The sequence below is a fragment of the Ferrimonas lipolytica genome (assembly GCF_012295575.1).
Lineage (GTDB): Bacteria > Pseudomonadota > Gammaproteobacteria > Enterobacterales > Shewanellaceae > Ferrimonas > Ferrimonas lipolytica.
Genome location: NZ_CP051180.1, coordinates 1,094,947 through 1,112,563, shown reverse-complemented (window position 1 = coordinate 1,112,563; position 17,617 = coordinate 1,094,947). Strand labels below are relative to the sequence as shown.

General features: G+C 48.1%; 18 protein-coding genes and 14 tRNA genes. 12 read left to right on the top strand and 20 right to left on the bottom strand.

The features are described 5' to 3' along the window. Nucleotides 1-148: 148 nt before the first annotated feature. Nucleotides 149-1,483 carry an ammonia-forming cytochrome c nitrite reductase gene (gene nrfA, locus HER31_RS05330; RefSeq protein ID WP_238786894.1) on the bottom strand — a complete coding sequence of 445 codons (1,335 nt, stop codon included), beginning with the start codon at nucleotides 1,481-1,483 and terminating at the stop codon, nucleotides 149-151. 278 nt (nucleotides 1,484-1,761) lie between these two features. Between nrfA and HER31_RS05325 the strand changes: the two genes are divergently transcribed. Both HER31_RS05325 and HER31_RS05320 read left to right on the top strand, forming a co-directional pair. After that, entirely contained in the window at nucleotides 1,762-2,058 is a 297-nt protein-coding gene (locus HER31_RS05325; RefSeq protein ID WP_168659599.1) for a GIY-YIG nuclease family protein, read from the top strand. Beyond that, nucleotides 2,055-2,504, top strand: a complete 450-nt coding sequence (locus tag HER31_RS05320; protein WP_238786893.1) for a nucleotide triphosphate diphosphatase NUDT15 — start codon at nucleotides 2,055-2,057, stop codon at nucleotides 2,502-2,504. The genes HER31_RS05325 and HER31_RS05320 overlap by 4 nt, the downstream gene beginning before the upstream one ends. Here the strand turns inward: HER31_RS05320 and HER31_RS05315 are convergent. The 14 genes from HER31_RS05315 to smrA form a co-directional block, all read right to left on the bottom strand. Then, on the bottom strand, nucleotides 2,494-2,976 hold the full coding sequence (locus HER31_RS05315; RefSeq protein WP_168659598.1) for a GNAT family N-acetyltransferase: 483 nt from the start codon (nucleotides 2,974-2,976) through the stop codon (nucleotides 2,494-2,496). The genes HER31_RS05320 and HER31_RS05315 overlap by 11 nt on opposite strands. Before the next feature lie 157 nt (nucleotides 2,977-3,133). Continuing rightward, a tRNA-Leu gene (locus HER31_RS05310) sits at nucleotides 3,134-3,219 on the bottom strand. A gap of 36 nt (nucleotides 3,220-3,255) precedes the next feature. Beyond that, a tRNA-Cys gene (locus HER31_RS05305) sits at nucleotides 3,256-3,329 on the bottom strand. Nucleotides 3,330-3,371: 42 nt separating this feature from the next. Further along, nucleotides 3,372-3,447, bottom strand: a tRNA-Gly gene (locus HER31_RS05300). Between the two features lie 16 nt (nucleotides 3,448-3,463). Beyond that, nucleotides 3,464-3,549: transfer RNA gene (locus tag HER31_RS05295), tRNA-Leu, on the bottom strand. 36 nt (nucleotides 3,550-3,585) lie between these two features. After that, nucleotides 3,586-3,659: transfer RNA gene (locus tag HER31_RS05290), tRNA-Cys, on the bottom strand. 42 nt (nucleotides 3,660-3,701) lie between these two features. Beyond that, nucleotides 3,702-3,777 (bottom strand) — tRNA-Gly (locus HER31_RS05285). Nucleotides 3,778-3,793: 16 nt separating this feature from the next. Then, a tRNA-Leu gene (locus HER31_RS05280) sits at nucleotides 3,794-3,879 on the bottom strand. Nucleotides 3,880-3,915: 36 nt separating this feature from the next. Beyond that, nucleotides 3,916-3,989: transfer RNA gene (locus HER31_RS05275), tRNA-Cys, on the bottom strand. Between the two features lie 42 nt (nucleotides 3,990-4,031). After that, a tRNA-Gly gene (locus tag HER31_RS05270) sits at nucleotides 4,032-4,107 on the bottom strand. A gap of 192 nt (nucleotides 4,108-4,299) precedes the next feature. Next, nucleotides 4,300-4,851 carry a CDP-diacylglycerol--glycerol-3-phosphate 3-phosphatidyltransferase gene (gene pgsA / locus HER31_RS05265; RefSeq protein ID WP_168659597.1) on the bottom strand — a complete coding sequence of 184 codons (552 nt, stop codon included), beginning with the start codon at nucleotides 4,849-4,851 and terminating at the stop codon, nucleotides 4,300-4,302. Between the two features lie 47 nt (nucleotides 4,852-4,898). Then, the gene (gene uvrC / locus HER31_RS05260; protein ID WP_168659596.1) at nucleotides 4,899-6,737 is read right to left on the bottom strand and encodes an excinuclease ABC subunit UvrC; all 1,839 of its coding nucleotides are present in this window, start codon (nucleotides 6,735-6,737) and stop codon (nucleotides 4,899-4,901) included. Between the two features lie 12 nt (nucleotides 6,738-6,749). Continuing rightward, nucleotides 6,750-7,391, bottom strand: a complete 642-nt coding sequence (gene uvrY / locus HER31_RS05255; RefSeq protein ID WP_168659595.1) for a UvrY/SirA/GacA family response regulator transcription factor — start codon at nucleotides 7,389-7,391, stop codon at nucleotides 6,750-6,752. 382 nt (nucleotides 7,392-7,773) lie between these two features. After that, nucleotides 7,774-8,352: a DNA endonuclease SmrA gene (gene smrA / locus HER31_RS05250; RefSeq protein ID WP_168659594.1), complete on the bottom strand. Its 579-nt coding sequence runs from the start codon at nucleotides 8,350-8,352 to the stop codon at nucleotides 7,774-7,776. 185 nt (nucleotides 8,353-8,537) lie between these two features. On the opposite strand from smrA, the gene HER31_RS05245 reads away from it, so the two are divergent. Next, nucleotides 8,538-9,080 (top strand): YybH family protein, encoded by a 543-nt coding sequence (locus HER31_RS05245; protein WP_168659593.1) that lies wholly within the window; start codon nucleotides 8,538-8,540, stop codon nucleotides 9,078-9,080. After that, on the top strand, nucleotides 9,077-9,535 hold the full coding sequence (locus HER31_RS05240) for a YchJ family protein (protein WP_168659592.1): 459 nt from the start codon (nucleotides 9,077-9,079) through the stop codon (nucleotides 9,533-9,535). The genes HER31_RS05245 and HER31_RS05240 overlap by 4 nt, the downstream gene beginning before the upstream one ends. Here HER31_RS05240 and HER31_RS05235 read toward each other — a convergent pair. The 3 genes from HER31_RS05235 to HER31_RS05225 form a co-directional block, all read right to left on the bottom strand. Continuing rightward, the gene (locus HER31_RS05235) at nucleotides 9,516-11,654 is read right to left on the bottom strand and encodes a sensor domain-containing protein (RefSeq protein WP_168659591.1); all 2,139 of its coding nucleotides are present in this window, start codon (nucleotides 11,652-11,654) and stop codon (nucleotides 9,516-9,518) included. The genes HER31_RS05240 and HER31_RS05235 overlap by 20 nt on opposite strands. An 86-nt stretch (nucleotides 11,655-11,740) precedes the next feature. After that, the gene (locus HER31_RS05230; protein ID WP_168659590.1) at nucleotides 11,741-12,019 is read right to left on the bottom strand and encodes a DUF406 family protein; all 279 of its coding nucleotides are present in this window, start codon (nucleotides 12,017-12,019) and stop codon (nucleotides 11,741-11,743) included. Between the two features lie 125 nt (nucleotides 12,020-12,144). Further along, nucleotides 12,145-12,642, bottom strand: a complete 498-nt coding sequence (locus HER31_RS05225) for a VC2046/SO_2500 family protein (RefSeq protein ID WP_168659589.1) — start codon at nucleotides 12,640-12,642, stop codon at nucleotides 12,145-12,147. Nucleotides 12,643-12,820: 178 nt separating this feature from the next. Here HER31_RS05225 and HER31_RS05220 point away from each other — a divergent pair. The 5 genes from HER31_RS05220 (at nucleotide 12,821) to HER31_RS05200 (ending at nucleotide 13,681) form a co-directional block, all read left to right on the top strand. Then, nucleotides 12,821-12,905, top strand: a tRNA-Tyr gene (locus HER31_RS05220). Between the two features lie 109 nt (nucleotides 12,906-13,014). After that, nucleotides 13,015-13,099, top strand: a tRNA-Tyr gene (locus tag HER31_RS05215). Between the two features lie 109 nt (nucleotides 13,100-13,208). Beyond that, nucleotides 13,209-13,293: transfer RNA gene (locus HER31_RS05210), tRNA-Tyr, on the top strand. 109 nt (nucleotides 13,294-13,402) lie between these two features. Further along, nucleotides 13,403-13,487, top strand: a tRNA-Tyr gene (locus HER31_RS05205). Between the two features lie 109 nt (nucleotides 13,488-13,596). Then, nucleotides 13,597-13,681 (top strand) — tRNA-Tyr (locus tag HER31_RS05200). Nucleotides 13,682-14,244: 563 nt separating this feature from the next. Here the strand turns inward: HER31_RS05200 and HER31_RS05195 are convergent. Beyond that, complete coding sequence (locus tag HER31_RS05195; RefSeq protein WP_168659588.1) at nucleotides 14,245-14,454, bottom strand: DUF3820 family protein; 210 nt, start codon at nucleotides 14,452-14,454, stop codon at nucleotides 14,245-14,247. A gap of 43 nt (nucleotides 14,455-14,497) precedes the next feature. Between HER31_RS05195 and HER31_RS05190 the strand changes: the two genes are divergently transcribed. Genes HER31_RS05190 through rrtA form a run of 3 tightly spaced genes read left to right on the top strand, consistent with a single transcriptional unit; the run spans nucleotide 14,498 to nucleotide 16,877 of the window. Further along, entirely contained in the window at nucleotides 14,498-15,559 is a 1,062-nt protein-coding gene (locus HER31_RS05190) for a PLP-dependent cysteine synthase family protein (RefSeq protein WP_168659587.1), read from the top strand. Nucleotides 15,560-15,562: 3 nt separating this feature from the next. After that, on the top strand, nucleotides 15,563-16,276 hold the full coding sequence (gene queC, locus HER31_RS05185) for a 7-cyano-7-deazaguanine synthase QueC (RefSeq protein ID WP_168659586.1): 714 nt from the start codon (nucleotides 15,563-15,565) through the stop codon (nucleotides 16,274-16,276). Next, nucleotides 16,269-16,877, top strand: coding sequence for a rhombosortase (gene rrtA, locus HER31_RS05180; protein ID WP_168659585.1), 609 nt, complete (start codon nucleotides 16,269-16,271; stop codon nucleotides 16,875-16,877). The genes queC and rrtA overlap by 8 nt, the downstream gene beginning before the upstream one ends. On the opposite strand, the gene HER31_RS05175 is transcribed toward rrtA, so the two are convergent. Continuing rightward, nucleotides 16,837-17,235 (bottom strand): hypothetical protein, encoded by a 399-nt coding sequence (locus HER31_RS05175; RefSeq protein ID WP_168659584.1) that lies wholly within the window; start codon nucleotides 17,233-17,235, stop codon nucleotides 16,837-16,839. The genes rrtA and HER31_RS05175 overlap by 41 nt on opposite strands. Nucleotides 17,236-17,617: the final 382 nt, after the last annotated feature.

Below are 17,617 nucleotides of genomic sequence, written 5' to 3'. Positions count from 1 at the left end.
CTAGCGTTCGCTGTAGATAACATTTAGTGGAAATCAGCGCCGTACTCCCAACGCTTAACGGCTAGCACCAAGGTCGCTACAATTCCCTTGCCGTACAATGTAAAAAACCCAGCACAAGGCTGGGTTTTTAGTCGTGGCAACTAAACCGTTATTTACGGTCGTGTTTCCACTGGGTATCAACAACATCTTTTAGGAACTTAGCTTTCGCTGAGTCCATTGCGGCTTTATCCAAACCAACCGCCTTTTGAGCCGCTTCTTTGGTAGACAGATCTGGCAGAGCAACAGGCTGTTTAACACCATGCTTGGTCAGAACTTTAGCCAGCTCTTGCTGAGCTTCTTTACCGATTTCTTGAGCCGCTTCTAGCAAACGTAAGCCTTCAGCTGGGTTATGCACCGCGATGCCGTGAGAAGCAATTGCGAAATCCCAACGCCATTGCGCTTTACGGATCAGGTCCAGCGACTTAGCCATTTCAGCTTCGGTGGCACCAGCATCCCAAGCGGCTTTCGCTTCGTAGTGAGCGCGAACAATGATTACTTCAGCAGCCAGTTTGTTTTCGTCAATCTCAGCTTTATTTGCTGCGATAACTTCTTCCATCTCAGCTTTGCTGTCGTGACAATCGGCACAAGTGTTGTCAAATGCGTCTAATGCATTACCAACGTTGTGATCAGAGAACTCTTGACCCTTATCGTTAGTCTTCTTAGGCATGTGACATGTAATACAGGTTACGCCCATTTCCGCGTGGGCACTGGTCGCCCAAGTTTCAAACTCAGGGTGCTGTGCTTTCAGCATTGGTGCTTTAGAGATCTTGTGGGTCCAATCTTTAAATTGAATCGCATCGTAGTACTGCTCAGCGCCTTCACCAGAGAAGCCGTTTTCCCAAGGGAAGCGAACATTGATGTTGTCGGTTTTGTCGAAGTAGTACTCAACGTGACATTGACCACAGGTTTGTGCAGCCTGCATGTCTGCGTCTTGATCAGCAAACTTAAGATCAACTTTTTCCATCGCGCGTTCAGCATATGGACGAGACATGATGTTCTCAGGGGAACCGCTAGCGTGACAATCAGCACAACCGATGCTGTTGTTCATCTCTGCGCCCCATTTGCCCCACTTATTGTTGTTGAAGGTGCCTTCACCAACTTTATCGTACATACGTGGTACATCAGGTGCTTTACAAGACCAACATGCGGCAGCCATTGGGCCGTCGGTATCGCCCATAGGCGCACCAGTACGCAGTGTTTGAATAACATCGGTTAAGGCATAGTAGTGACCACGAGCCTTGTTGTAATCTTTAGCAAAACCGTAGCCGGCAAACATTACCGCTAGGTTAGGATCTTGTTCGATCAGATCAACAATTTCTGAGGTCTCAGCAGTGGTTGCCCAGGTATTGTATTGATCAGGGAATTGGCCTTTCCAGTTTTCATTAACCGCGTCATGTTCGGTTACTTTTGCAACTGCAACTGTGGCAACGCTAGCCATAGCCATTGAAATTATAATTTTATTTAAGGTTTTCATCATCATCCTCACTGTTCGCTACTGATGTGCGAATTTCATAACTAAGAGTAGGTAGTACAACATGCCCCTGATATACCCCTTTAGGGATATGACAGTACATATGTTTCCATGATCACCAATTTAAGAGCAAAATCGTAAAAAGTTTCACCAATTACTTTTATAAATGTGGCGTGCACCAATACAAATTAGCAGGTTCATTGTTTAACATATTGTTGTTGCGCAAAAAATTTCAAATTCCGGGCAAAAAAATGAGCACAAGAAACTGGCACTACTACCTGATAGAAAACAGCTTGAGCCAGCTCTACACTGGAATTACTACCGACGTTGAACGCCGCTTTGCTGAACATCAAGCAAATGGAGCAAAAACCGCAAGAAGTTTACGGGGCAAAGGCCCTTTAATACTGCGTCATCATAGCCACGCCGGTGATCACAGCAATGCACTCAAATTGGAACGCCGAATTAAGCGACTTTCACGAGCACATAAGTTGGCGCTAATTGCCGGCAGTATCTCTATCGAACAACTTTGGCCGGAGCTCACCCCATGAGTATGAGACCCTCTACAACAACGCAGCGTCCAAGCCTTGGAGTTGGCATTATTGTTCGACGTGCTGATGGCGCTATCTTGTGTGGCAAACGCAAAGGCGGGCATGCACCATTTTGGTCAATCCCTGGCGGCCATGTGGAGGCCGGCGAATCATTTGAAGCAGCGGCGAAGCGAGAGTTGCAAGAGGAAACAAGCTTATCGGTACCAGAGGTTAAGGTAATAGGCTTAACCAATAATCTTAAAACCTTTGCCTTAGAGGGCATTCATTCGGTGTCGGTTTGTGTGTTAGCTGATTACACCGGTGGTGAGGTGATCAACACCGAACCGGATAAATGTGACGGCTGGGAGTGGTTCTTACCCACTGACTTACCACAACCCCATTTTGACGCCAGCGAACAATCGATCCATTGTCTGCTAAGCGGCAATTTCTATCAGCCTACAGCTTAGCGACGAACCAGCGATCGCATGCACTATGGCCGCTGTTACCCCACGGCTCGGGCTGTTCTCGAAATCCCAAGCTTCGATATAACTGTTGTGCTTGCGTCATCGGCCCATAGGTTTCTAGATAGCAATATTGATAGCCCTGCTCTTTGGCGAATTGCAGCAGTCGAACCAAAAGTAGTCTTCCTGCGCCTAAACCTCTAGCTGATTGCGATAGATACATCTTCTGCAGTTCACAAACTCCATCGAGGTGGCATCTAAACGGTGCAACACCAGCTCCTCCAAGCACTTGCGTACCCTGCTCAACCACCAGATAACGGCTGTTGTCACTACCATAAACTTTGCTCAAGCATTCCAGTTCAGGATCTTGCCATGCAAAGCCCGGTTGATTCGCACCAAATTCCGTCAACACTGAGCGAATGATAGTTGCTACGGTAGGATCATCACTCGACGTAATTGGGCGTAATCGAAAACTCATGAGCTGCTCCTATCTGATTGAATTAATATATTAAATATCAGTATAGAGAAAGCTGAAAAAAAACCTAAGCGGGGATAGAGGCAGGCGATAAATTTTAGATACAAAAAAACCAGCACAATGGCTGGTTATTTTGTCCAACTTTCCCCTTAAGAAAAGATGGTACCCGAGGCCGGACTTGAACCGGCACACTCTAAGAGCGAGGGATTTTAAATCCCTTGTGTCTACCAATTCCACCACTCGGGCAACAAGTGCGATAACACCGAAGTCTTACCGTCTAAGTGGAGGCGCGTCCCGAAGTCGAATCGAGGTCCACGGATTTGCAATCCGCTGCATAGCCACTCTGCCAACGCGCCTTAAAACATTTTTGTCTGCGGGTCGAAACCAACAAACTAATTTGGAGCGGCACACGAGGTTCGAACTCGTGACCTCGACCTTGGCAAGGTCGCGCTCTACCAACTGAGCTAGTGCCGCATACAAACCACCAAAGTGGTACCCGAGGCCGGACTTGAACCGGCACACTCTAAGAGCGAGGGATTTTAAATCCCTTGTGTCTACCAATTCCACCACTCGGGCAACAAGTGCGATAACACCGAAGTCTTATCGTCTAAGTGGAGGCGCGTCCCGAAGTCGAATCGAGGTCCACGGATTTGCAATCCGCTGCATAGCCACTCTGCCAACGCGCCTTAAAACATTTTTGTCTGCGGGTCGAAACCAACAAACTAATTTGGAGCGGCACACGAGGTTCGAACTCGTGACCTCGACCTTGGCAAGGTCGCGCTCTACCAACTGAGCTAGTGCCGCATACAAACCACCAAAGTGGTACCCGAGGCCGGACTTGAACCGGCACACTCTAAGAGCGAGGGATTTTAAATCCCTTGTGTCTACCAATTCCACCACTCGGGCAACAAGTGCGATAACACCGAAGTCTTATCGTCTAAGTGGAGGCGCGTCCCGGAGTCGAACCGAGGTCCACGGATTTGCAATCCGCTGCATAGCCACTCTGCCAACGCGCCTTAAAACTTTGTTGTCTACTCGTCGTAACCAGTAAACTAATTTGGAGCGGCACACGAGGTTCGAACTCGTGACCTCGACCTTGGCAAGGTCGCGCTCTACCAACTGAGCTAGTGCCGCTTTAAACATTTAGAAAGCAAAGATATTGTAACCTTTGCTTTCGCTTTGGAGCCAACAACTTAGGCCAGCCCCGAAGACGAAACGTATTCTAACTGAAACAATGATTAGGTCAACGCCCTATTTCGTTAAAGTAGATCGCTTGCCGCCTTTTCAATCAAGTCGTTGCAAAAGGCATCGAAGCTAGGTTATCGATTAGCCATGCTGAGTCAAATCACCCCAAGCTGCGCGAATGTAGGAGAGCATAGACCAAACCGTTAAGAAGGTTGCGATATACAACAGGTATAAGGACAGTTGGTCAACCAAAGGGCTCCAATGAGCAATTAGGCCAGTAATAGATGCCATCTGGGCAGCAGTCTTAAATTTACCGAGCCACGACACCGCTACGATGCCCCGTTTACCCATCTCTGCCATCCATTCGCGCAACGCCGATATGACAATTTCACGACCAATCATCACCACAGCGGCAAAGGTGACCATTGGGTTGTGCAACTCCGCAACCAGAACAACCAGTGCGGTCGCCACCATCAGTTTATCAACAACGGGATCGAGGAACGCACCAAATGGTGTGGACTGATTAAGACGACGAGCTAAATAACCGTCGAGCGCATCTGTTAAAGAGGCGATGACAAATAATATTGCGGCTGCAATAAACGACCATTTCCACGGAATGTAATAGAGTCCGACAAAAAGCGGGATCATCACCAAGCGGGAAAGTGTCAGAATATTGGGGATGTTCAGTTTCATAGTTGATCCGGCTTCACGTTATCCACGCAATCATGCCGCAATAGCAGCTAACTGCGCAACGCATCATGGATTTTTTGTGCGAGTTGATTGCTAATTCCTGGCACTTTAGCGATCTCAGCCACACTTGCACGCTTAAGTTCCTGCATACCACCTAAAAATTTAAGCAATTGTTGCCTTCTTTTTGTACCAACCCCCGGTACCGACTCGAGCGTCGACTGAGTTCTGGCTTTGCCCCGTGCAGCTCGGTGTCCGCTAATGGCAAAACGGTGCGCCTCATCCCGAATATGCTGAATGAGGTGCAACGCCGGTGCATCGGCAGGAAGATCAATAATTTCCCGACTAAAACCAAGGATAAGCGTTTCCAGTCCGGGCTTTCTGCCCTCGCCTTTTGCCACCCCAACCATTAATGGCATTGGCAATTCGGTGTTGCCGATGGTTTGTTCCATCACTGCTTCCGCCTGAGTCAGCTGCCCTTTACCGCCGTCAATAAACAATATTGTTGGTAGTGTATTGGCTTCGGTACTGCCTTGATAACGACGTTGCAACGCTTGGGTCATTGCGGCGTAATCATCGCCTGGGGTAATCCCGCTGATGTTGTAACGTCGATATTCCTGCTTTGCTGGTCCTTCGCGATTGAATACAACACAGGAAGCCACGGTTTTCTCACCCATGGTGTGGCTGATGTCGAAACATTCCATCCGGGCTATTGGCTTATCAAGCTCTAATGCTTCAGCAAGCTGCCTAAAACGCTCAGTAACGGTACTCTTATGAGCAATCTTGCTGCTCAATGCGGTGCTGGCATTGGTGGCAGCTAACCGCTGAAACTGAGCCCGATCGCCACGAACGTTAAACTTAAACTGCACCCTAGTACCGCTGCGCTGTGTCAACGCCAGCGCCAGTTCCGTTAACTCGTCGTGATCGACATTAACGATGATCTCTTTCGGAACCATACGCTCATCGCCACCGCCCAGATAGAACTGCGACAGAAATGCCAACGTGACTTCGTCAATGCCGGTGTTACTGGGTAGCTTCGGAAAATAGCTGCGACTACCGACAATTTTACCCTGTCGTACAAACAGTACATGGACACAAGCCATCCCACCTTCAATAGCCACACCAACAACATCGGACTCGCCATCGCTACTGCCCTGCACCCCCTGCTGCTCTTGTACTCGTCGTAACGCCAGCAGTTGATCCCGATACTGAGCTGCCTGTTCAAACTCCAATGCAACACTCGCAGCTTCCATCTTCTCAACCAACTGGCCAAGAACCTGCTGGCTCTGGCCCTGTAAAAACAGTTTGGCCATCTGCACCTGCTGCTGATAGTCGTCGTCGCTGATCATCTCTGTGCATGGTCCAGAGCAACGTTTGAGTTGGTATTGCAGACAAGGTCGGGAGCGGTTGCGATAGAAGCCGTCTTCGCACTGGCGAATTGGGAATAGTTTCTGCATTAGGTGCAAGCTTTCGCGCACTGCCCCGCCATTAGGATAAGGCCCAAAGTAGCTACCCTTGGCGCGTTTAGGGCCACGATGAAAGGCTAAACGGGGGTGGCGGTGATCGGACAGCAAAATATAGGGGTACGACTTATCATCCCGCAGCAACACGTTATAACGTGGCATATATTGCTTGATGTAGTCATGTTCGAGAATGAGTGCATCGGTTTCAGTATGGGTTACTGTCACCTCGATATGGCCAATCTGCGCCACCAGAGCACGAGTTTTAACGCTTGGAATGTTCGAGCGGAAGTAGGAACTAAGGCGCTTTTTAAGATCTTTCGCTTTGCCGACGTATAATACCGTGCCTTGGGGCGTATCGTACATTCGGTATACACCAGCTTCGCTGGTTACCGAGCGCAAAAACGCTCGGTAATCGAATTGTTCAGTCATAGACTCGCAGAATTAAATTTTCTCTGCGTCCAACATACCATATCGAATGGCCAGACGAGTCAGTTCTACATCACCACTGATCTTAAGTTTTTCGAATAAGCGATAGCGGTAAGCATTGACCGTTTTCGGGCTGATATTCAGTTGTTCAGCTATCTCCGACACCTTTTGGCCAGAGGTAACCATGATACTGATCTGCAACTCGCGATCGGAAAGTTCATCAAACGGATTCTTCTCAGGGTTAAACGGACGCAACGCCATTTGCTGTGCAATCACCGGATCGATATAGCGTTGGCCAGTAGCCACAGCACGTATAGCCTGCACCATATCCGCTGGAGGCGCATTCTTAGTGAGGAAGCCAGCAGCACCAGCAGCCATCACTCTAGAAGGAATTGGCTCTTCGGTGTGAACGGTTAGAATGATGATCTTCACTTCTGGGTTGAAGTGTAAAATTTTCCGCGTCGCTTCTAGGCCACCGATCCCTGGCATGCTCATGTCCATAACCACTACGTCAGCACTGTTTTTACGACACCATTGCACCGCTTGGTCGCCGTCACCAACCTCACCCACGACTTTAATGCCACGCTCGTCTTCTAATATGCGTCGAATACCAGTGCGCACTAAGGCATGGTCGTCAACTAGAAACACGTTAATCACAATAAAATCTCCAAACGCTGGACAGCCCAGCAAAATAGGTTTTGTTATTAGTCAACAAGGCGTTATGCCCGCCGAATATCATTCAGTCATTTATCACGCTGGCAGCAGCCCAAAGGCGTAATGGCGTTCGCAATGCACACCGCTAACTCTGCAAAGATGACAAAAATTTCATTAAAAGCAAAGAATTAAAACTCATACAGGTAATAATTTTACCGCAACTCACAAGCTTCAACAGATACTATTCAACTTTGTTAATCTAACACAGTCGATTAATTGAGAACATAAAACCAATTCGGTAGCAAATAGTTGAGCAATTACTCCAAAAAGCTTACCTTTCCCCTTATACCACAACAATCGTTACCTTGTTGTCATGTTGCCCAGATCACTTCTTCTGGTGCCGTTCGCGATTTTCGAGCTTTTCATTGGGGCTTTTTTTCATCAGTACGTACACCGCACCGGTACCGCCATGGTGTGCTAGCGCGCTATGAAACGCCAATACTTCCGCTATGCAAGGCAACCATTTAGCGATATAGCTCTTTAATATCCCGCGAAACGGTTTGGAGTGGATCCCCTTGCCATGCAAGATCAAGGCACTGCGAATGTTGTTGCGTTGGCAATCAACGATAAATTGCAGTAATGCCCGTCGTGACTCCTCTACGCTCAAACCATGTAAATCTAAGCGGGCATCTTGCGCATACTTGCCTAAACGAAGGTTTTTATAAACACCATGCTGCATGCCTCCTCGGGTCCAGCCAATAATGTCCTCTGGTTCCACCAGATCAACCGCATCTAGCGTAAGTTGATCCGCGGCTTGTTGATCGTCTTGCTGAGCTGCTTCTCGTCGCGCAATTTGCGCTGCGGTTAACTGCTGTTCGCTCTGTCGCTGACGAACTTGGTTGTGCTGCAATGGCTTAACATCGGACATCTCTGCCATAAACAGGTCTTGTTCTTCATGATTCACTGGTGTTGCCCCTGATTGTTCGATGTTTCGTTATAAGCAAACTATTATAACTCGATCTGAATTGGCGGCACTCCCATACTCACACTTTGTAAAAGTTTTTCACTTTACAAAGTGCAGCAACAAGCCAAAATAGCCGCGAGACCGATATGGACGAGGTTAGTTTGCAAATTTCAAAGTGGTTTCTCATGCTACTGCTTATCCCAAAAGTGGGCTTTGCTAGCATTGAAGTAAACGACAACATCAACCGCTTTTATGATAATTTTTCTGTTGCCTATGAAACTCTTGATAGTGAATCGATTAAGCAACAGTACAGCGATCAAGCGCTGATGATGGGGGTTTCCGACAAGATTCCTATTGTAGACGGGCGCAGCGAGATCTTGGCTGCATACAGTAAATGGTTTAGCAAAGTGCAACAACGCGATGCCACCATTGAAATCCGTTTTCGTTGCAGCAATCGTATTCAGCACGGCGACGTCGTGGTCGATGCGGGCTACTATCAGATGCGCTATCAACCGCCAAAAGAGAGTGGCGAGGCTGCAACCCAATTCGGGGGCAAATACCTATTTACCTTTGCTAAAGATGGTAACGGTGAATGGAAGATATTGGCCGATAGCGCCAATCGAGTGAAACAAAACCTGTTTATCGACGCCAAAGCGGTACCGGGTTTGGTGTACGATGCGGCCTTTGAACCCATTAATACTCAAGCCAGAGCACCACTATCACAATGAACTTATGTCCCTGTGGCAGCCAACGAAATTACTCGATGTGCTGCCAACCGCTACACCTAGACAACGCCGTGGCCAGCAGTGCCGATAGATTAATGGCTTCTCGCTATTGCGCCTTCGTGCAAGGACAGGCGCATTATCTATTGGCAACCCATCATGCCAACTTTCGCGGTGAATTGACCGAATCTGAGCTCGCTAACGCCTGCCAACAAACTGACTTTTGTCGCTTGGATATCATCGATGTAGTACATCAAGGAGATACCGCTGAGGTCGAGTTTAAGGCATGGTACCGCGAATCAACCGGGTTGGGCGTTTTGCATGAGCGCTCACGTTTTGTTAAGGAGCAAGGGCGTTGGCTTTATTGCGACGGTGACATCAACCAACTCAGCCCAATGCCGCAACGGAATGACCCTTGCCCCTGCGGCTCAACAAAAAAATTTAAGCGTTGCTGTGGCTAACTAAATGGTTTTCAAATGAGGTTGCCGGAATCGCCTTACTGTAGAAGAAGCCTTGGATCTCATCGCAAAGGTGCTTACGTAAAAACTGCTCTTGGAATTGATTTTCAACCCCTTCGGCGGTGATCTTCATATTTAATGCCTTGCCCATTGCCACGATCGCAGGCACGATCAAACGGCTCTCTTTCGAGTGTTCAAGATCGGCAATAAATGAACGGTCAATCTTTAGCTTCTGTACTGGCAACTGCTTCAAGTAACTCATCGAACTGTAGCCGGTACCGAAGTCATCAATAGCCAACACCAGCCCCAATTCACCAAGCTGTTCACAAAGGATCCCAACCGATTCCACATCCTCCATTAGAGTATTCTCGGTTATCTCTAAGACCAAGCTGCCAGGTTTAACCCGATAACGATTTAGCTGGTTCCAACAGATCTCGAAGAACTCATCGGTCAAAAGCTGTTTAACCGAAACGTTGACGTGCATCTGTAACTCGGGCCAACGGCGCTGCCACAAATAAAGCTGATAAAGCGCCGACTCAAACACCCAACGCCCTATCGGCTCAATAAGGCCACTGCGCTCGGCAATATCGATAAAACGACCAGGATAGATCAAGCCTAAACGTGGATGTTGCCAACGGATCAACACTTCGGCGCCACTGGTTACCCCCCGACTGACGTCAATCAGCGGTTGAAAATGCAATTCTATCTGTCGTCGTGCCACTGCGGATTTGAGCTCTGATTCAAGCTCGGTCTCGTCGAGAAAACGCTGCTGAATTTGCTCATCAAATAGTTGAAATGATCGGCATTGCTTGGCTTTAATCATTGCCATGTCCAGTGCCGCCAGTGGCGAAATCTGCTCTGACAGTACGCTTAACTCAAGACCAGCCATAATGGTGTCGATGCGATGAATATGGCCGTCAATAACAATCTCTGCATGCAATCGCTTACCCAGCGAAATCGCTATATCCACAAGCTCTGTTGTTGGCGTTGTTTCAAAGCCAATAACAAACTCATCGGCACCAATGCGATAGGCATGTGAGCCAGCAATAGCTTCACAAAAATGGTTAATTCGGCGTCCTACCTCTTTTAGCACGCCATCGCCAAACTGCTCGCCAAAACGATCGTTTAGGTTTTTGAAGCCACGGATGTCGATTAACATCAGCAATGGTAACTTTTGATTTTTTAGATCGCTTAGACACTTGGAGCGATTATTTAGCCCCGAAAGCTGACAACGCCATGCCAGAGATTCCAGTTTTTGCTGATGACATCGTTGTGCCGAAACGTCTTCCGACAAACTGACGACGTAATCTTTGTCACCAACAGTAATCGCTCTAGCTTCATACTCAAACCATTGGGGCATGCCGTCGACACCGGTAATAGTAAACTCGCCGTCGATATGCCGCTGCGCCAATGCTTGGACAATAAGGGCATCGCACTGCTGCGGAAACTGCTTATAACTTCTTAGCTTTTTAATTGATTGACCAACAAGCCAATGGGGAGACTGGCGATTGAAATTAGCGAGAGCGTCGTTGACGTACACCACTTTGAGGGTGTCAGCTTCGATAATGATGATGCGCTGCTTGGTATTTTCAATGGCGCATTCAAACAACTTAAAACCAATTTCCGGTTGGAGTTGATATTGGCCATTGAGAAAGCCACCTAAATCGTTGGTGAGACGTTGTGCGTTTAATATTTGTTCTGGCATTAATTGAGTTGGGTAATCAAATTCAAGTATTACTAGCCCTAGGCATTGAGGGTTAATCTCAATGGTTAGCGCAAATAGGGAATGGATCCCATCAACAATCAGGTGGGTCTGATTAAAACAGGATGTCGCAGGATGGAGTCGTGCGGCTTCGGCTACCAACACATTACTGTGGTCGAAAAATCGAAAGAACTGAGGAAAATCTGAACGGTGTAATGAGGAAAAGGTGGAAAACTGGGACTGATTAGCGCAACGAGAAAGACAAGTTAAATGTTGTCGGTCGTTGGAAAACAACCAAGTAGTGCAAATGCTGCAGTTAAAATCGTTAACCAGTCTCTGCGTAACTGCATTAGCTGAAGCGTCTAAACCTGCATTGACTAAAGCGGACTCTGACCCATCGATTTGTTCATGCTCAGCCATTACTCGTCCCACTACAGCTTCAACGTAAAACAAAAACAGGCATTACATTTTCCATAAAACCCTGTTTTATCGCTTAATTTCTTCGATTACGCGCCCATTTCAAAAATGAGTCGTTCTGCTGCACAGCTAAATACAACATGGCCAACAACGGCCTGCTTATCATTCTCCCAGTTAGCTTCACCGGTGACGTCAGCAAATCGAGCTTGTGCTTTTACCAGCAACTCAGCGAACTGCACCATACCAGTGGCTTCATCTTCAGCGTTGAAGTGAATATCGAGCACGTTGTCTTCAGCCGAGATAACACTACCAATGTCAGCATACGCGCCACAGCAATCGGCTGAGGTCTGTTCAAGTTTAAGTGACATTTCGCACTCCTATCTTTGGTTAACGTAAGCAGGGAATTATATAGTTGCCACTATTCTTGACCGTGACCTTGATCACAGCGGATCCGATGTAACTACTTTGTCACATAAGAGAACGCTAGTGATTATTACGCAGCGGCCAGTAATGCATTGCTCTGAATTCGCTGTTGAGCAATCAAATTGGCTAGATCCATTTGTTGCGGGAAGCGTTGCATCTGTACTGCAACTTGTTGCCGTTTACTGACCCACGGTTCGGCGTTATTCAGCGCCTGCTGAATGCCATAAGGGTGTTGACCTTGAATATCAACTGCTTCCGGTTGTAAGCAGTTTTGCAAACGGCTTTGAACCAAACCACCTTGCTGGAAGGCGTCTGCATTTACAATGGTACGCCCTTCTTGTTGATATTGGCTTACTAATGCCTGAGGTTCTGCGAGATGCAATTGCTGACGAACCGAAACATTATCGCCCTGCTCATCTTTACCCAATTGAAACTGGCTCTGAAAACGCACATCTTGAACCATCATAGCCAGCAACAGTGAGAAGTCCTCACGGCGATCTTGTTGAACCGCCTGATTAAGGGAATCACCTAACTGTAATTCATTGACTAAAATAGCGTCAGTGCGCATAGAAAATATCCAGAAATAAACCGTTCATAAAATTTATCGGGGCAAAGCGCTAAAACTTTAGAAAAAATTTGGCTTGAAGGGTTTACACCGAAAAGGAAATTGTTAGTATACGCCGCACTTACAGAGGAGCTGCAACGTAGCTTTGATACGGTAAGTGGCAATAGAGCAAGACCCCTGTGGAGGGGTTCCCGAGTGGCCAAAGGGACCAGATTGTAAATCTGATGGCACTGCCTTCGGTGGTTCGAATCCACCTCCCTCCACCATATTCCGCTACTTCGCCCAAGCGAGGTAGACAAACCAAGTTGATGCGTAATATAACCTTCTAACGGCCTTAGAACGTTGCATCGGTTGGACAGTTTAGTAAGACCCCGTGGAGGGGTTCCCGAGTGGCCAAAGGGACCAGATTGTAAATCTGATGGCACTGCCTTCGGTGGTTCGAATCCACCTCCCTCCACCATATTCCGCTACTTCGCCCAAGCGAGGTAGACAAACCAAGTTGATGCGTAACATAACCTTCTAACGGCCTTAGAACGTTGCATCGGTTGGACAATTTAGTAAGACCCCGTGGAGGGGTTCCCGAGTGGCCAAAGGGACCAGATTGTAAATCTGATGGCACTGCCTTCGGTGGTTCGAATCCACCTCCCTCCACCATATTCCGCTACTTCGCCCAAGCGAAGCAGACAAACCAAGTTGATGCGTAACATAACCTTCTAACGGCCTTAGAACGTTGCATCGGTTGGACAATTTAGTAAGACCCCGTGGAGGGGTTCCCGAGTGGCCAAAGGGACCAGATTGTAAATCTGATGGCACTGCCTTCGGTGGTTCGAATCCACCTCCCTCCACCATATTCCGCTACTTCGCCCAAGCGAGGTAGACAAACCAAGTTGATGCGTATCATAACCTTCTAACGGCCTTAGAACGTTGCATCGGTTGGACAATTTAGCAAGACCCCGTGGAGGGGTTCCCGAGTGGCCAAAGGGACCAGATTGTAAATCTGATGGCACTGCCTTCGGTGGTTCGAATCCACCTCCCTCCACCATATTAAAAAAACGCCATCCATTCGGATGGCGTTTTTTATTGCTGTGTCGTAATTGGCTGTAAAGATTTATCTCAACTCTTAAGAGTACCGATTGCAGTACTCTTAAGGGTAATGTCACGGTGGCGACGGCACATTCTTGTATGCAATTCTTGTATGCATTAGCGAGGGGGAGCTTGGCCCCTTTGGAATCCCCTTGCTTTAGGTCGCCGTCCAAAACGCTTCGCTGGACGGTTCCAATGCGGCGCAGCAGATCAACCGCGGTAGTGCTTTCCCCTTGTATCAACACTCGCCTAGCCGGTGCTTGAACAACATTGGAAAGAATAACACTTAGTTGGTACACAGCCTTTTTGTTAGCTCCGATTAAGCCCCTAACGACATTGCAACGAGCCCTAAGCATCCATTCACAGCAAACCTTGCTCAACATCAGCATTCCCGCTACATAGGCATTATCGCTACAACACTGGTTACGCTGTTTAGTCGAAATAATAATGAGTAATCGTTCGCTGCTCGGCGGCGATAACTTAAAGCAGTGATAGGTTAAAGCAGTGATAACCAATTGCACCTTAGCGTCGCAATGGTTTTAACAAATGGCTCAATCCGTTGTGTTTAATTTCCAGCATTAATGCCATTTTCGGACCTAGTGGTGCTGCCGGCCAGCCCTTGTTTTGCATCCATACGTAATAAGCGATTGGCACATCGCTCAAATACCGCCCGGCATACTTCCCAAAAGGCATCTTGTCGTTGGCTAATTCTTTTAACAGTTCTGGGTTCATACGGTACCATTGGCGCAAACATATTGATCTCGATGGAACTATTATGACACGCAGTTGGGTAAATTGGGCGATTGGACAGATAGAAGCAGACTTTCAACGTAGTGCTGACACCCACCTTATTAAGCTTGATATACCAGCGCTTAATAACATCGACATCTACCTTAAAGATGAAAGCACCCACCCAACCGGCAGCCTTAAGCACCGACTTGCCCGTTCACTGTTTCTCTATGGCCTTAGCAACGGCTGGATCACCCAAGGCTCACCTATTATTGAGTCTTCCTCGGGCTCCACTGCAATTTCCGAAGCGTATTTTGCGCGCTTACTTGGCTTAGAGTTTATCGCCGTTATTCCGCACTCAACAGCGCAAAGTAAGATCGATCAGATTGAATTCTATGGCGGCCGCTGCCACCTAGTTGCCCCTGCTGATATCTATGTTGAAAGCCAACGTTTGGCGGATGAGCTCAATGGCCACTACATGGATCAATTTACCTACGCTGAACGAGCGACCGATTGGCGCGGTAACAACAACATTGCCGATTCGATCTTTAGTCAGATGTCACGAGAACGATTTCCAGAGCCAAGCCACATCGTAATGAGCCCTGGCACCGGCGGTACCTCGGCAACCATTGGTCGCTACCTTCGTTATCAATGCAAGCAAACTCGTTTGTGTGTGGTTGATCCGGATAACTCCGTCTTTTTCGATTACTTTCAACAACGGGATGCAACGATCACCACCAACGCCTGTTCACGGATAGAAGGCATCGGTCGACCTCGCGTTGAGCCATCTTTTATCGCCAACGTTGTCGACGAGATGATTCAAGTTCCCGATACAGCGTCTATCGCTACCATGCTGTGGTTAGCGCAACTGCTGGGCCGTAAAATTGGCGCCAGCACCGGTACCAATTTATTTGGTGTGCTGCAACTTGCCGGCAAAATGCAACAACAGGGCCAGCAAGGATCATTGGTTACCCTGTTGTGTGACTCCGGTGAACGTTACCTAGATAGTTACTACGACCCTCAGTGGGTTAGTGACAACATTGGCGACATCAGCTCATACCAACAACAACTGATCCATTTCGCTGCACACGGCAGCTTTGAGAAATAATCTATGACTACCAATAAAGCCGTAGTGGTATTTAGTGGGGGCCAAGACTCCACTACCTGCTTAGTTCAAGCCATAAAACAGTTCGACGAGGTCCACGCGATTACCTTCGACTATGGTCAACGCCACAAAGAGGAGATTGAGGTAGCGAAAGCGATCGCAACCGATCTCAATATCGCTGCCCACAAGGTGTTAGATGTTAGCTTACTCAATGAGCTTGCCATCAGCGCGCTAACCCGAGACAGCATTCCGGTTGCAACCGAGTTGATGGACAACGGCTTGCCCAACACCTTTGTTCCCGGTCGCAATATTCTGTTTCTCACTCTAGCGGGTATCTATGCCTATCAAATTGGGGCCAGCACCGTTATTACTGGCGTTTGTGAAACCGATTATTCAGGTTATCCAGACTGCCGCGACCAATTCGTCAAGAGCCTGCAGCAAGCGTTAGAACTCGGCATGGACCGCCCACTTAGTTTGAGCACACCACTAATGTGGTTAGATAAAGCGGAAACCTGGGCACTGGCAGATAACTATCAAGCACTTGAACTGGTGCAGCAGCGTACCCTCACCTGCTACAACGGTGAGCTTGGTGACGGCTGTGGCACTTGCCCAGCCTGCATTCTGCGAGCCAATGGTTTAAACGATTACTTAAGCCAACGAGACACCGTTAACCAACAGCTGCGACACAAACAGCAACAGGGGTTGTGCCAACTTGACTAAAGGTAACTCGTGGCCAACTTGGTCCCAACTGGCGTTGCCGCTGTCGCTGTGTTTCATGGCGCTGATTTTGGCTACCATGCCAGAACTAAAAGACAACCTTGATTGGTCACGAGTCGATATTGAACAAGGGCAATACTGGCGCTTAGTTACCGGCCACCTACTCCACACCAATAGCTACCACCTGTGGATGAACCTCGGCGGACTTTGGCTGATATTCGGCTTACATCAGCCCTATTACGGCGACCGTACCATCTGGTTGGTTACCTTGGCGATGATGTTAATTATCAGTACAGGGATCTACGTCTGGGTTGCCGATACATGGCGATACGTTGGCCTAAGTGGGCTACTGCATGGCTTATTTACTTGGGGCGCGTTACTCGACATAAAGTGCCAATGGCGTTCAGGTTGGCTGTTGCTCGCAGGTGTCATAGCCAAAGTGAGCTGGGAGAATGTTGTCGGCGCAAATGCGTCCACCACCGCGCTAATCGATAGCCGCATTGCGGTGGAGTCACACCTGCTTGGGGTTATCGCAGCGCTGGTGCTATTTTTACTATTTCAGCTTACCAATTATTGGCGTAACTGCCGCTTGGCGAACCGCTAACAAAGCTCATGGCCATAAGACGCATCGCCTGCTCGTAATTACCCTCGGACGCGGCAAGGTGCTGCTGTTCGAGAATTACTTGGCCGTGAATAGCACCAGAGGCAGTAGGAAAGTCTCGAAGCAATTCATTGATGTCAGCTTCATCCTCAGGCCCATCGCGCATATCAAAACCAACCCCATCTTGAAAGGCGCTGCCGTCGTACATACGTTTAGCCATCGCCCCATAGAATTCACTCTGTTGCTTACTCAACGAAGTTTGGTTTGGCGCGGCAGGTTGCGGTGGAGCGACAATGGCTACACCAACGGTGATGGCGAAAAAGGCCGCTACAAACAGCCATCGATTCTGCAAAGTTGTCATAGTCTCTCCCTTTTTGGCGCATTTATGACCTAAGTATGGCCTAACGTACACCTAGTCGCCCCCCAGTTACACTAGCTGTGTTTTATATATGTTAATGCTATTGCGATATAGACGGCTCCAATGCGGCAGATGAACAACAGCGGTAGTGCTGCTCCCCTTATATCAACACTCGTCTAGCCGCTGCTTTAACAGCCTTGAAAAGAACAACACTTAATTGGCACACAGCCTTAAAGACGAGACTGAAAGAAGATTCTGTAGCTTATTAACTTAGTTAACACAGATATATGAGGGTGCGATTTGTTCGGCGATGTAACGTTCGTGCCTCGTTGTTTAATCGAACGCTGGTACTTAGGCGATGTAAGCACCAGCGTAAAATCGGTGT